This is a genomic window from Psychrobacter sp. AOP30-A2-5, assembly GCF_052378115.1.
Classification (GTDB): Bacteria; Pseudomonadota; Gammaproteobacteria; order Pseudomonadales; family Moraxellaceae; genus Psychrobacter.
This window is the reverse complement of the sequence record NZ_JBQSXK010000015.1, coordinates 25,222-39,593: the sequence shown is the minus strand read 5'-3', so window position 1 is coordinate 39,593 and position 14,372 is coordinate 25,222. Positions and strand designations below refer to the sequence as shown.

The following is a 14,372-nucleotide window of genomic DNA, read 5'->3' as shown; positions in this document are numbered from 1 at the left end:
GGTTATCAGTGGTATGCATCAAGCTTGCTGAATTTACAGCAACTTATACTTACCAAGGATTCTCATGACTGATATTTTATCTGCAATCGCCGCTGAAAACGGCATCATCGAAAACACTGACACTCCAAATACTGATACTAATAATCAAGCGGCTACTACTGACGCGACTGATGAAGATCAAATTACCTTTGCTGAACTAGACATTGCCAAGCCGATTTTGACCGCGCTTGATCGCAGTGGTTATACCAATCCAACACCTATTCAAGCACAAGCCATTCCTTTTGCACTAGCAGGTCGCGACTTATTATTGTCTGCGCAAACTGGTAGTGGTAAAACAGCGGCATTCGTTATCCCTGTACTTGACCGTTTAAGCCGTGCAACCAGCTTTGATAAACTAACTAAAGCCCTTATCTTAACGCCAACGCGTGAACTTGCTCAGCAAGTACATGATAGCGTACGTACATACTCTAAAGACATGCGTGGTCTATTCTGCGTGCCTTTAGTTGGCGGCGCACCATACAATGGTCAGATCACTGCGTTGAAAAAAGGCGTTCAAGTTATCGTTGCGACCCCAGGTCGTCTACTTGACCATATCAATGCTGGTCGTGTTGATTTATCAAGCCTAGAAATTTTGGTACTTGATGAAGCTGACCGTATGCTAGACATGGGCTTTGCTGATGACATCAGTGATATCCTTCGTGCCGCACCAATTGATCGTCAAACGATCATGTGTTCTGCAACTTGGGATGGCCCAGTAGGTAAAATCGCTGCCAGCTTCACTAAGAACCCTGAGCGTGTATCAATCAAAGTAGAATCTGCACACATCGAAGAAAAAGTGTACTACTGTGATGATTTCGATCACAAAAACCGCTTACTTGACAAAATCGTTTGCCAGCAAGATATGGAACAGATCATTATCTTTGCTGCTACCAAACGTAGCACTGAAAAACTGGCCAAACAGCTACAAGAAGCGGGTCATAAAGCCAGCTTCCTACACGGTGATTTGCCACAAAGCAAGCGTAACCGTATCGTTCAAGACTTGCGTAATGGTAAAGTTAAAATCCTAGTAGCGACTGACGTTGCTGCTCGTGGTCTAGATATCCCAGCTATCTCGCACGTTATTAACTATGATCTTCCACGTCAGACTGAAGATTACGTCCATCGTATCGGTCGTTGTGGTCGTGCTGGTCGTACTGGTATCGCTATCAGCTTGTGTAGCATGGATGATCGTCCACAGCTAAACGCTATCAATCGTTACTTAGATCGCAAAATGGAAGTATGTATCATCGAAGGCATGGAGCCTAAGAAGACTTATGTACCTAGCGAAAATAAAGGTAATGGTCGTGGCCGTGGTCGCGGTCGTTCAAACGGCGGCGGTGGTAATGGTCAAGGCCGTGGTCGCTCGAGCGGTGGTTATCAAGGTAATCCTGCTAATGCTCGCGGTCGTTCAAGCGATAGCGCCTCAACTGGTCAACGCGCTAGCAATGACAGCGGTTATCAAGGTAAGCCACGTGACGCGTCAGGCAAACCAAATGAACGTTCAGGTGGCAAGCCGTATCAAGGCAAGCGCACTGGTGCTCCTAGCCGCGGCGATAGCACTGGCGTTCCACGTGGTGAGCGTGCTGCAACAGGTCGTGGTCGTCCAAGTGGCAGCCAAGGTCGCCCAGCAGGTCGTTCTGACAGCCGTGGTCAAGGTCGTCCAAACGGCGGCAACCGTGGTAACAACTCGTAATACTTTTATATTTGGTGATTAAAATTATTAATTGCTTGATCGCCTAAAGATAGCACTAAAAAAGCCAGATACTTGTTATCTGGCTTTTTTGTGTTTATTCGATCGCTGCTTGCGCGTTTTTTTCGCCTTGTCTATACTAACAAGCTTTTATTCATCGTGTGCTGCGGAGCTATTTGATGCCCGATATTTCTCATTTAACCATTGATAGCCTGCCATTGGCTTTTGGCATCATTATGGCCATTATCGGTTTGGTTTTTTATACCCAAGGATTACCCGGTAAATTCTGGCAGCGCTTTTATGCGGTATTGCCGGGTATTGTGCTGTGTTGCTTTATCCCTGCAACGCTTAATAGTTTAGGCGTCTTCGCTGACGGTATCGGCTCACAGATTTATGGCTTTACTGCCACGTATCTGTTGCCAGCAAGTTTGCTGTTAATGACCTTGTCGATGGATGTACCGAAGATATTGGGGCTAGGTTGGAAAGCCATCGCCATGTTTTTTGCTGCTAGTATCGCGATTATTATTAGTGGCCCTATTAGTTTAGGTGTCGCTAAATGGATATCGCCTGAGATGTTTACTGATGACACGCTATGGCGTGGGTTTTCGGCGGTGGCGGGTAGCTGGATTGGCGGCGCGGCAAATCAAGCAGCGATGAAAGAGTTGTTTGGCGTCAGTGATGATTTATTTGGGATGATGATTTTGGTCGATACCACCAATGCCTCACTTTGGCTGTTGGCTATCTTGGTACTGGCGAAGCATAGCGATAAGATAGATCGGCTATTGAGGGCAGACACCAGTAGTATTGATAAAGTGATTAAGGCGGTTGAGAATTATGGGCGTGACAATGCTCGTCCAGCAACTTTAAATGACTTGATGGTGATGTTTGGCTTATGCTTTGCTATGGTGGGTGTCGCACACTTTATCGGTGGTCAAATTGCAGGGTTTTTTGCGCCCTATAGCTGGGCAGTACAATACAGCTTTGCCAGCTCGTTCTTTTGGATGGTTGTGATTATAACCTTGATAGGGGTAATTTTTTCCTTTACCAAGATACGTCGCCTTGATCATGTGGGTGCTTCCAAAATTGGTACGGTATTTATCTTCATCTTGATTGCTGCTATTGGTATGCAAATCAATCTTGCGGGTATCGTCTCGCAGTGGCGACTGCTCCTTATTGGTTTATTATGGATGAGCATTCACGTTGTCATTATCTTTGCTGTGGCTAGGATGATCCGTGCGCCGTTTTTCTTTTTGGCAGTCGGCTCCAATGCCAATACTGGCGGTGCATCATCAGCACCCATTGTCGCAACTGCGTTTCACCCATCACTAGCGCCAGTTGGGGTGTTTTTGGGCATTCTGGGCTATGCGGTAGGCACTTTCGGTGGCTATATTAGTACCCAATTGATGCGCTTGGTAGTAGGGTGAGCTCGAATATAATGCTCAGCATTGGTAACGCCAGACGCTTCTGTCATAACGCTAACTAGTCTGCGCTGTTAATCGCTATCATATTCATATGAGTCGGACTAGTTAGTATTAGTTGATAAACAACTATGTTGACCCATCATATCTCTACAGAGAGAAAAACTTTCAATTTATACCAATTTAATAACAAAAAGCCGACTTCACCGTCGGCTTTTTACTTGTAGTATCAATACATACTAAATTGAGCAAACACTCAAATTTGATATTAAATATTTTTAACCCAAAACTATAAGGATAAAACAATGCAAGCAAACTACAACCCAAAAATCATTGCTGGTGTAACATTTCCTACTATCGAAGTACCCACTTATAATGGTGACATGGCGCTATTGGGCAAGCCCGAAAATGGTCATGACTGGAAAATGGTGGTTGTTTACCGAGGTCAACACTGTCCTATTTGTACCAAATACCTCAATCAGTTAGAAACATTAAAATCGGCATTTAATGAAACGGGTGTCGACGTCATTGCTGTTTCAGGTGACAGCAAAGAGCAGGTAAAAAGCCATTTGGAAAAAATAAATGTGAGCTTTCCTATCGCCTATGATCTGACCGTTGAACAAATGAAAATGCTGGGTCTTTATATCTCCAACCCACGTTCAGAGAAAGAAACCGATCATCCATTTGCAGAGCCCGGCTTGTTTGTTATCAATACAGAAGGGAAGATTCAGATTGTAGATATCTCCAATGCTCCTTTTACTAGACCTGAGCTGGAAGCCTTGGCAAATGGTCTGGCCTTTATCAGAAATCCAGAAAACAACTATCCTATTCGTGGTACACACGATTATGCTTAAGACTGTATTATTGACGACGGCATTTTTCTTGATGTCAGACATTTAATACGCTTAAGTGTGGCTGTAAACTCAAAACTAAACTAATAAATAGTCAAAGACGTAAATTCATAGGGCAGTGCATCATAACCGATGCATTGTCTTTTTTATTGCAAACGCTCTTTATTGTTAACATTCTCTCCAAAAGCTGAAATCACAAACCTTATTTATACAGGTGTGCACTCACAGTCAAAAACCCTGCACTGTCAGTCAATCTATTTACCAAAAACCTCGCTATAGTAAAAAAGCTTCGTCATTAGGATGGATGACAGCCATATAAAGAATGAGTGTAATTGTTAAGTATTAACGGCCACATTGGGCGCTATATTTTACAGAGCCACTCATATCTTCTGATATAAATTTCTAGACAGGGAGTCTCACATGAGCAACGCTCACACTTCAATTGATCCTATTACCTTGTCCGTCGTACGTGGTGCCTTAGAAACGGCGCAGCGCGAGATGACGACAACCTTAGAAAAAACCGCTCGCTCTAGCGTCTTCAACTTAGCTCACGATTATAGCAATGCTTTGTTTGATCATCTGCCTGAGATGATTTTGCAGGGTCAAGACATTCCTATTCATTTAGGTTCACTCATGCCAGCCATGAAAGCCGTTGCCGAATATTATGGTGATGACATTCATGAAGGAGACGTTATTTATCACAACGATCCCGTGATGATGGGCAGTCATATCCTAGATTGCTGTATGTATAAGCCAGTGTTTTATAAAGGTGAGTTGGTGTTTTGGACAGTATGCAAAGGTCATGTCACTGATATCGGTGGTCCCGTGCCAGCAGGATATAATCCAGACGCTAAAGAGATATACGCCGAAGGGTTGCGCATTCCGCCCATCAAAATATGGGAAAAAGGCGTTAGACGTCGTGATGTCATTAACTTAATCCATAGTAATATGCGCTCTCGCCGTAACCAAGAAGGCGATCTTAATGCTCAATATGGGGCGTGTGCGGTTGGTGAGCGCAACATGATTGCGCTGCTAGATAAGTATGGGGTAGAGACCGTCCGTGCGGCGATCGAAGAGCTAAAGAATATGGCTGATACCCATATGCGATCATTAATTTCATCTATTCCAAATGGCCAGTATCATGGCGAAGCGGTATTAGAAGATTCAGGTCACGGTCTGGGTGATTTGACCATCAGCGCTGATATTGAGATTAAAGACAGCGATGTACATATCAAGATTACCAGCCCGCCGCAAGTACCTTACTTCATTAACTCTTATGCAGGCAATTCGATGTCTGGTGTTCTCCTAGGGCTGATGATGTTTGCCCAAGTAGACCCGCCGTACAACGAAGGTTTATACCGCTGTGTCACGGTAGACTTGGGTGAGCATGGCACGCTATGTAATGCCAAAGAACCTGCCCCTCATGTGAATTGTACTACCACACCGATGGAAACCTTAACGGATGCGGTGCGTATGGCTTTTGAAGACGCAGCGCCAGATCGAGTGATTGCCTCTTGGGGTCATGCTTCTGGCATCAATATCTCAGGTATCGATCCAAAAACAGGGGAACAATACGTCACTATGATTCTAGCTTCGATCATCTCCGGTGCTGGCGCAACTCAGCAAATGGACGGCTGGCATGCTTGCGGTCCTTTATGCTGCTTTGGCGCGTTAAGCTCTGGTGATATTGAACTATTAGAGTATCAGTATCCTATCTTAATTCATAAGTATGGCTTGGCAGAAGACAGTGGCGGCGCTGGTGAGTATCGTGGCGGTTGCGGCACCGTATGGGAAGTTGAGCCGTTAGGTCATGAGATGACGGTAGTGGCGTTTGGGGAAGGTCGTGAGCATCCAACGATGGGGGCTGCAGGAGCAGAGCAAATATCACCTGAGCTGAAATTAGGGCGCTTAGAGATTATCCATAAGGATGGCTTCACTGATCTGCACAAGCAAAATATAATGACTGAAATTCAACCGGGTGACCGTGCGCGTAATACCAATCCAGGCGGTGGCGGCTACGGTAGCTCGTTTGCACGGTCGGTACCCGCAGTATTAAAAGATGTAGAAGAAAGGATCATATCAGTAGCAGCGGCTAAGACTGAGTACGGTGTGGTTATTGACTCACAAACGCTGGCGGTCAATGAAGCAGAGACGGATGCTTTACGTCGTAAGCTGACGGCATAAAACCCAAAAACCCAAAACTAACTGATGATATTAAATAATTTGAGTTAAGGATGACTTATGAAAAATGATTTCCGAATTGGCGTCGATGCTGGCGGGACGTTTACTGACTTTGTTTTGGCAGAAAGAAGTGGCCATGTACATCTATTCAAAGCACCTTCTACTCCCGAAGATGGCACCCTGGCTATTGCTAATGGTTTACAGCAAATCGCCACGCAGTTTGACCGTCCTATTGAAGATATTATTCAAGCCTGCGACCTATGTATCAATGGTACTACTGTGGCGCTAAACGCGCTGATTCAGATGAAAGGGGTCAAGGTCGGGCTGTTATGTACCAAAGGTCACGAGGACAGTATCGAGATACGCTTAGGGCATAAAGAAGAAGGGCATCGCTATGATGCTAGCTATCCGCCAGCACCGCAAATCGCCACCCGTGATCGTCGTTTTCCCATACGTGGACGCATATTAGCTGATGGTACTGAACACGAGCCGCTAAATGAGCAAGACGTACTCGATGCCATCAGAGCACTTAAGGAAAAAGACGTTCAGGCCGTTGCTATCTCTTTCGTCTGGTCTATTCGTAATACTCAGCATGAGCAGCGTGCTAAAGAGCTTGTTGAGCAGCATATGCCAGGGGTATTCGTTTGCTGTGGTAGTGATGTCTATCCGCAGATCAAAGAATATACTCGCACTTCAACGACGCTAGTGAATGCCTACCTAAGCCCAGTCATGGCATCTTATGTCCATAAAATTGACGACTACTTTAAGGCATTAGGCGCTGAGCAGCCAGTACGTTATTTCCAGTCTAATGGCGGGCTTGCAGTTGGTAGTATCATGCGAGAGCGTGCGGTAAATGCCATTAACTCAGGCCCCGCATCGGCACCACAAGCGGGTCTGTATATTGCCAGTCCTTTTGGGATTGACGATATCATTACGGTTGATATGGGCGGTACTTCTTTTGATATCACTATGGCTAAATCAGGCAGAACCAGCCTTAACCGCGATATTGATTTTTTACGTAATCGTATTGGCGTACCTATGATTCATGTAGAGACATTAGGGGCGGGCGGTGGCTCTATTGGGCATGTTAATACTTTTGGTATGCTAGAGGTCGGTCCTCAGAGTGCTGGCGCGACGCCTGGACCAGCATGTTATGGTAAAGGTGGTGACTTGCCAACCGTCACAGATGCAAACTTAGTATTGGGCTATCTACAGCCAAATGCGGTGTTAGGTGGCTGTGTGACCTTAGACAAAGACAAAGCGGTACAAGCGGTGCAAACACACATCGCTGATCCGCTAAATATCGAGTTAGATCACGCCGCATTTGGTATCAGTGCTATCGTTAACCAAAACATGTCTAATGCCATTCGCCGTATTACTATCGAAAAAGGCTATGATCCTCGGGATTTTGCGCTAGTCTGCGCAGGCGGAGCAGCTGGCATGCATATTATTGCTCTGGCCGAAGAGATGGGAATAGGGACTATTTTAATACCCAAAATTGCATCCTGTCTCTGTGCCTTTGGTCAGATTATCTCTGATATCAAGTATAACTACTTGGCGACACAAATGATGATCCTTGCACCAGAGGTAGAATTGCAAGCACTCAATGCCAAGCTACAAGAGCTTGAAGCGCAAGGTGTCCAAAAATTGCTAGAAGATGGTTTTACAGATGAAGATATTACTATCGAGCGTACCATGGAGATGCGCTATGTTGGTCAGGTGCATGAATGTAACGTGCTGATACCGAATGGTAAGCTCGATGCTGAAAGGGTGAATACCATCTTAGAGCTGTTCCATCATCGCCATCGTGAGCTTTATACCTATGATGAGCGTGATAGTCACGTCGAGCTAGTCAACATTGAGGTGTCGGTCATCGGTAAAATCAGTAAGCCAAAACTACCGAGCCTTGTGCCGCAGCAAGGAGATATCAGTAATGCTAAAACGGGTAGCCGTGAGATGCTGTTTGATCAGTCCTATGACTGGATTGATACGCCTATCTATGATGGGGAGAAATTCGGTACTGGTGCATTGGTCACAGGCCCTGCGCTTATCCAAGAGCCAACCACTACCGTGGTCATTAAAAATGGCTGGCAAGCAGAGCTGCATGAGACTGGAACTTATAAGCTGACTCGAGCAGCATAAAGCAAGTTATGAAACAAGACTAATTAAAGGCTTTAGGTATTAAGTACTCTTTAATGCCTAAAGCCTTTTTTATTTTATGATATAAAAGAGGATTATTGATGAATAACTGATAGGATATCAGTACAGTTGTATACCATATACTGAGTGTTCAAGGATGAATGCAAATCAAAAGCCAAATCGTTATCAAAATACCTCTCATCAAACCTTACAGTTGCAGGCAGGTCAGACAAACGATACCTCTGCACATGATTTGTCAATGAATAAAAATCTTCTAAGCCCCTCAGGGTTAGAGATGCCAGCAACGGATAGCATACAAACCTTAGGTGCCTTTGACTGGAAACATACCATCAATGAGACTTACTTTGATCTTGAAGTTAGTTTCAGACAACCGAATAAGTTTTCTGGTTTTTTGCAACATGCTAAGCTTCTAGAGATAGGTGTTTCGCACTATCATGCTAATACTGTGCACTATAATCGCGGCAGACAGAGCTCTGGCTATATTGATGACAGTATTTTAATTACTTTTCCTATGACAGGCGACGTTCGTTTTACTCAAAAAGGTCGACAGCTAACGTCTAAGCCCGGTCAGTTCTTTATTGAGCTGTCCAGCCTACCTTATGAGTTCTATCATCTGCACGAAGCATCACTGTATGTGATTAAAGTGCCTTTAGTGCTATTAACCCCGCAAATGGGCACTATAGAGCGGCAGTTTGCACGCAGCTTAACTGTTGATGAAGGTGCTGGCAGGTTGCTAGTATTTCAAATTGGTCAAATACTGGCGCTTATTCATAACAATCAGCTGGGTGACTTGGAGATAAAAATTCTAGAGCAGCAGCTGCTTAATCTTATTGTATTGACATTGAGTGCCCCGAAAGAGGTGATGATGAGTTGCAGCTCGTCCATACAATCGGTGCACCTAAAGCGCATCGAGAATTACGTTTATTTGCATCTAGAAAACTCCGCTTTAACTCCAGCGATGGTCGCTGCTGCTTGTCATATCTCTGCCAGATACCTACATAAGTTATTTTCTGAGCTACCTTATACTTTTTCGGACTGGGTCAAGGAATTGCGTTTAAAGCAAGCTAATCATATTTTGAAGAGCAAAAGCTACGTGACTATAGATGAGGTCGCTCATAGAGTAGGCTATACCGATCAAGGTTATTTTTCACGTATTTATAAGCAGCACTTCGGTTATTCGCCGCGAGATACACCAAGTACAGGATAGTTATTGTTATGTACTCTGTCATGCAGTCGCTGTATGATTTATGAATTGAGCATAAGCGCGCATATTAAGCTAAGGAAAAACCAAGATGGCTGGTGTTACGAATGATAAAACAGCAAAAGTAGAGATATATGAAAGCGCTGATGGGAAGGCGCAGATAGAGATACGCTTAGAACACGACACACTATGGCTCTCACAAGCCCAATTGGCGACGCTGTTTGAAAAAGACTCGGATACCATAGGATTACATCTAAAAAATATTTATAAAGAAGGTGAGTTAGACCCAGAAGCAACTACCGAGCAATCCTCGGTAGTTCGTCAAGAGGGGAATCGGCAGGTTCGACGTAACATTCGCTTTTACAATCTAGATGCTATTATTTCTGTGGGTTATCGGGTTAATTCTAAAAAAGGTACTCAGTTCCGTATATGGGCAACCCAACGTCTACGTGAATACTTGGTTCAAGGCTATACACTCAATCAAGAGCGCTTTGATAAAAACTCGAGCGAACTACAACAAGCATTAAATTTAATTAGGAAAACCGCGCAAAGTCCCGAGCTGAAAACCGATGAAGGACGCGGCTTGGTTGAGATTATCAGCCGTTATACACAGACATTCTTATGGTTACAGCGTTATGATGAAGGCTTGCTTGATAATCCTTCAGGGGAGGATGGCGGTATCTTACCCAGTCCGACTGAGGCGATGGCAGCGCTGACGGATTTAAAAGCGCAGCTGATAAATAGAGGTGAAGCGACCGAGCTATTTGCTAAGCCTCGCGGTGATGGTTTGGACAGCGTACTGGGTAATTTACAGCAAACCGTCTTTGGTGAGCCTGCATACCCGACCATCGAGAGTAAAGCGGCGCATCTGCTGTACTTTATGGTCAAAAATCATCCTTTTACCGATGGTAATAAACGCAGCGGCGCTTTTTTGTTTGTAGATTTTTTGCATCGTAATAATCGACTGCTCAATGATAAAGGTGAGATGGTCATCAACAATACCGGGCTTGCCGCATTAACCTTGTTAGTCGCTGAATCTGATCCCAACCAAAAAGAAACCTTGATTAAGCTGATTATGAATATGTTGTCGTTAGAGAGTTGATACACAGGCTTATTGTCAGCACCATTTAACCCCTTAAAACACATAACGCTAATAATAAAAAGCACAGTCTAACGACAAAACTAAAGGAAATTCAATATGTTTAGCATGATAAAAGACTGGCGCGAGCAGCGCATACTGGACAATAGCGAATTTACTCATGCTGACTGGCTGCAAGCGGCTCAGCGTATTGTGATACTTGATCGGTTAAATGAGGACGAGCTAACACGCTTGTTTGAGCTAGCGACGTTGTTTTTGGCGGATAAGTCAATTACTGGCGCACAAGGTTTTGAGATTAGCGATGCGGTGAGGCAATCTATCGCCTTACAAGCTTGCCTGCCTATCTTAAACCTAAGCCTTGAGTGGTACGCTGGCTGGTCAGCCATTATCATTTATCCTGGTTCCTATAAGAGTGAAACTACCACTGTCGATGAGCTGGGCATTGTCCATGAGGGTAGTCAGCACCGTAGCGGCGAAGCGTGGTTGCGCGGCCCCGTTATTCTGTCGTGGAAGGATGCCAAACACTCAGGGGAGCGCGATGGTCACAACGTCGTCATTCATGAGTTTGTGCATAAGCTTGATATGTTAAATGGTCGTACCAACGGCTTTCCACCACTGCAAACCGATATGGATCCTGCGCGCTGGACTGAAATTATGACACGAGATTTTGAGGATTTTCAAAGCCATCATAAATCAGGTCTTGATCGTTATGGCGCAACCAATCCAGCGGAATTTTTTGCGGTACTCAGTGAGGTATTTTTTGAGACGCCGCAAAAGCTGGTCGATGCTTACCCTGATATTTACGACATAATGATGAAGTTTTTTCGCCAAACACCACTTTAATCAAAATCATCAATAGTCACTATTAATGCTCCATAATGAATATACAGGCATGAAAAAGCAATAAAAAAGGGCAGTGTATTTATTTAATAACACTGCCTTTTTTTTGGCTTATTTTTCCTTTAAGTCTATGTTTTTATCTATAAAAACTATTTAAGTTGTCCATTGCTCATTCACAATAGCGACCAAATAGCGTTTACCTTGATATTCTTCAAACACTAAACGCATGATACGCCAATCCATACCGGCATATTCCTCCGAGCCTTTATGATAAAACTCGACAACCTCTGAATTGGGATAAATTTTCTTCAGGTTATTAATCATATTCCCACTGTGTTGGAACTCATTAATACTGATACTGGCATTGTTAAATTTGCTAGCATCAATCCACGTGTCTAAATATGTAGGTAGTGGCGTGACGAGTAGATCACCCGTACCGTCTTTTTCGCCCCAAGTAAAACGAATTTTAGACTGTTGCAAATATTGGGCGAATTGTTCACGGCTAAAGACTTTATCTGTCTCAGGACGCACATGGGCATACATCGAAAAACGGACGCCACGGGTTGGATGAATATCATTGGTAATACGAGCGAAGTCTTTATTTGTAAGCGCGCGCTGAATACGTAAGGCTTGCTGCTTAAGGGTTTGCTGACTGATATCGGAGACAACGGGCGTTGATGAATGGCCGTTAGATTGATTTGGAGTGGCTATATTGGATTCAGCAGAAGATTGACAGCCAGTTGCTGCTAGCGCCAAAGCCAATGCGCCGCCAACGGTTAATTTAGATGAACGGTCTTTGAAAGTAGATAATAGGGTCATAAAGCATCCTTATCGCAGTGGTTAGCGAAATATACGTTACTGTGAATATAATTGAGCAAATGTCACAAGATTACTGAGCAAAAAGTTATTATTTAAAAGTTACTAAGTAATAGATTGTTTTTAGTAGATAAACCAGAATGATACGATAATACAGCAGAGTCATAATATGGTTATGATGTAATGGTTTATAACACTTATATCATTGAAGCTCGTAGAGAACGCCATGCCAACACATTATTCACTGACGCTGCTAGCTATGGGACTGATAGCAACCAATTCTGCTATAGCTGATATAGCAGAGTCAACTCAGACTTATGCAGCCATAAAAATAGCGACCATTAGCAACATGTATCAGCAAGACGTCAGCAATCAAGGCGTGGATAATCCGGTCGTATTGCAACAGTATGCCGACCCAGATCTACAAGCCGCGATGCAGATTGAACAGGATTATTTTGATAGAGAGCAAATATCTTGTCATGTTGATTATGATGTATTGTGGGATTCGCAAGATCCTGATTATGCACAAGACAAACAGTTTTCAATGACTGACCAAGGATTGGTGCAAGTGAGTTTGGCACATGGCAGCAATGTTTATTATGAGTTGTCATGTAATGGTACCGGTGACGATGCTGATTGCCGAGTGGCAGATGTAATTTTAGATGAAGATGGCAAGTCTTTGCGCAAGCATTTACTAGAAACCTGTCGCTAGCCAATACTGAGCATTATTTTTATTGATACCTAAATATAAAAACTATAAACCCTGAATAAAAATCACAGAGACAATCTTGAGAGCTTATAAATCGCACTGTATAAAACTATGAGCCTAACTTCTAAAGCTATTGGTTTGTTTTCGCATAATGTATATTATGTTAAATAAGAAGTATCTGATAGTAAATTCATGGGGTTATGTTATGTATCATAAACAACTAGTTAGTTTAGTTAATAACCGTTTCACATGTATTGCAATCATCACTATGGTAAACCTTAACTAAATCTTCTTTATCGATCATCGAAGCTTTAAAGCTAAACTGTTTGATGAGTTCGTTCTATGTGTCACCATCCTACTGGCTACATCTGCCAGAATAGCCAATCACCACTTTATCCAATTCCTCATTCCTAATCATCGTCCAACAGCCAAATTCACTATCATTCAATTGTTAGCATCTTAATCATCTGGCTCTTTGGTACGAATGCTTTTGCAATACGTTAGGCATATAAAGATATCACTACCTATAGATTATTAGCTTAGCTCAAAAATCATCACTCTTTTAGTTATCTGTTAATTCATATCCGTTCTAATAGCGCAGGTATGATCTTACAATGCTCCTACTTAGCCTGTCTGCAAGTCTGGTTTAGATCTACCTTATAGTGGCGAATATCATGACCAACTAAGCTGTAATACCTTTTGTTTTAAGTTATCAAAAACCCACTCACTATTCGTAATATGATTCCATCTAAAGCACTGAGTTAACAACCGCCAAATTTGCACAGAACAGTACTATACCCCTAATTTTTATATTCTGTGCACGTACAGGAGCATGGTTTTTGTCGAAAATATGCTCAATCAAATGCTAGGCAAAGCATCAATCTTATATTAACCCCAATTATTTGACCAAAATAACCAGTAATAACAACCTACAGCTCAATAAACGCATAGCCTACTCCTCCTTCAGTCGTTATACTATAGTCATCCCCAAGTGAAGGTTGGGGATGATTTTACTTTACAACCTTACATTTAAAGGGTTTTGTAAATTCACTAATGAATAACAGTGTCCATATTAGTGTCCAACAGTTATCTACATTTCCCAGAAGACGCTTTTCAGGACTCATAAAACGTGCGCAAAGATTGCTCTAAATCTAAGTATAGAGATAATAGATTAACATTCACAATTTACCTAGCTTATAAAGCTGACGGATGTACATCATGGCTGTCGATAATTTAAATGATATCAATAAACTTGAATGCCGAGATAAAGATTACTCGGTTAGTGTCTCAGGTATCGCGGGTTTAAGTATTCGTATTTATCCAAATGGTAAAAAGGAATACTACTTACGGTAGGCTCATCCGCATATC

11 protein-coding genes are annotated in these 14,372 nt (G+C 43.1%); 10 read left to right on the top strand and 1 reads right to left on the bottom strand.

Annotation, left to right across the window (positions count from 1 at the left end; translation table 11 throughout):
* The first annotated feature begins 64 nt into the window (after positions 1-64).
* The 8 genes from ACT3S4_RS10855 (at position 65) to ACT3S4_RS10820 (ending at position 11,482) form a co-directional block, all read left to right on the top strand.
* Positions 65-1,732, top strand: a complete 1,668-nt coding sequence (locus ACT3S4_RS10855) for a DEAD/DEAH box helicase (protein WP_055125462.1) — start codon at positions 65-67, stop codon at positions 1,730-1,732.
* Positions 1,733-1,908: 176 nt separating this feature from the next.
* A complete protein-coding gene (locus ACT3S4_RS10850) occupies positions 1,909-3,153 on the top strand; it encodes a DUF819 family protein (RefSeq protein WP_201604181.1) in 1,245 nt (414 codons plus the stop codon).
* A 299-nt stretch (positions 3,154-3,452) separates the two neighbouring features.
* Entirely contained in the window at positions 3,453-4,001 is a 549-nt protein-coding gene (locus ACT3S4_RS10845) for a peroxiredoxin-like family protein (protein WP_201604179.1), read from the top strand.
* A gap of 417 nt (positions 4,002-4,418) precedes the next feature.
* Positions 4,419-6,182: a caprolactamase subunit beta gene (gene capB, locus ACT3S4_RS10840; protein ID WP_201605704.1), complete on the top strand. Its 1,764-nt coding sequence runs from the start codon at positions 4,419-4,421 to the stop codon at positions 6,180-6,182.
* 57 nt (positions 6,183-6,239) lie between these two features.
* Positions 6,240-8,321, top strand: a complete 2,082-nt coding sequence (gene capA, locus ACT3S4_RS10835) for a caprolactamase subunit alpha (RefSeq protein WP_201605703.1) — start codon at positions 6,240-6,242, stop codon at positions 8,319-8,321.
* Between the two features lie 154 nt (positions 8,322-8,475).
* The gene (locus ACT3S4_RS10830; RefSeq protein ID WP_444761042.1) at positions 8,476-9,546 is read left to right on the top strand and encodes an AraC family transcriptional regulator; all 1,071 of its coding nucleotides are present in this window, start codon (positions 8,476-8,478) and stop codon (positions 9,544-9,546) included.
* Between the two features lie 85 nt (positions 9,547-9,631).
* On the top strand, positions 9,632-10,642 hold the full coding sequence (gene rhuM / locus ACT3S4_RS10825) for a RhuM family protein (protein ID WP_201605699.1): 1,011 nt from the start codon (positions 9,632-9,634) through the stop codon (positions 10,640-10,642).
* A gap of 96 nt (positions 10,643-10,738) precedes the next feature.
* Positions 10,739-11,482, top strand: coding sequence for a M90 family metallopeptidase (locus ACT3S4_RS10820; RefSeq protein WP_045455651.1), 744 nt, complete (start codon positions 10,739-10,741; stop codon positions 11,480-11,482).
* A 150-nt stretch (positions 11,483-11,632) separates the two neighbouring features.
* On the opposite strand, the gene ACT3S4_RS10815 is transcribed toward ACT3S4_RS10820, so the two are convergent.
* A complete protein-coding gene (locus tag ACT3S4_RS10815; RefSeq protein WP_045455647.1) occupies positions 11,633-12,298 on the bottom strand; it encodes a hypothetical protein in 666 nt (221 codons plus the stop codon).
* A 223-nt stretch (positions 12,299-12,521) separates the two neighbouring features.
* On the opposite strand from ACT3S4_RS10815, the gene ACT3S4_RS10810 reads away from it, so the two are divergent.
* The gene (locus ACT3S4_RS10810; protein ID WP_045455644.1) at positions 12,522-13,007 is read left to right on the top strand and encodes a hypothetical protein; all 486 of its coding nucleotides are present in this window, start codon (positions 12,522-12,524) and stop codon (positions 13,005-13,007) included.
* A 1,215-nt stretch (positions 13,008-14,222) separates the two neighbouring features.
* Positions 14,223-14,357: a hypothetical protein gene (locus tag ACT3S4_RS10805; RefSeq protein ID WP_444761041.1), complete on the top strand. Its 135-nt coding sequence runs from the start codon at positions 14,223-14,225 to the stop codon at positions 14,355-14,357.
* Positions 14,358-14,372 lie beyond the last annotated feature (15 nt).

Excerpts from the sequence above, each read along its gene's own strand:
- ACT3S4_RS10805 (WP_444761041.1), top strand. The coding sequence starts at position 14,223 with ATGGCTGTCGATAATTTAAATGATATCAATAAACTTGAATGCCGAGAT.
- rhuM (WP_201605699.1), top strand. The coding sequence starts at position 9,632 with ATGGCTGGTGTTACGAATGATAAAACAGCAAAAGTAGAGATATATGAA.
- ACT3S4_RS10830 (WP_444761042.1), top strand. The coding sequence starts at position 8,476 with ATGAATGCAAATCAAAAGCCAAATCGTTATCAAAATACCTCTCATCAA.
- ACT3S4_RS10815 (WP_045455647.1), bottom strand. The coding sequence starts at position 12,298 with ATGACCCTATTATCTACTTTCAAAGACCGTTCATCTAAATTAACCGTT.
- capB (WP_201605704.1), top strand. The coding sequence starts at position 4,419 with ATGAGCAACGCTCACACTTCAATTGATCCTATTACCTTGTCCGTCGTA.
- ACT3S4_RS10810 (WP_045455644.1), top strand. The coding sequence starts at position 12,522 with ATGCCAACACATTATTCACTGACGCTGCTAGCTATGGGACTGATAGCA.
- ACT3S4_RS10850 (WP_201604181.1), top strand. The coding sequence starts at position 1,909 with ATGCCCGATATTTCTCATTTAACCATTGATAGCCTGCCATTGGCTTTT.
- capA (WP_201605703.1), top strand. The coding sequence starts at position 6,240 with ATGAAAAATGATTTCCGAATTGGCGTCGATGCTGGCGGGACGTTTACT.
- ACT3S4_RS10820 (WP_045455651.1), top strand. The coding sequence starts at position 10,739 with ATGTTTAGCATGATAAAAGACTGGCGCGAGCAGCGCATACTGGACAAT.
- ACT3S4_RS10845 (WP_201604179.1), top strand. The coding sequence starts at position 3,453 with ATGCAAGCAAACTACAACCCAAAAATCATTGCTGGTGTAACATTTCCT.
- ACT3S4_RS10855 (WP_055125462.1), top strand. The coding sequence starts at position 65 with ATGACTGATATTTTATCTGCAATCGCCGCTGAAAACGGCATCATCGAA.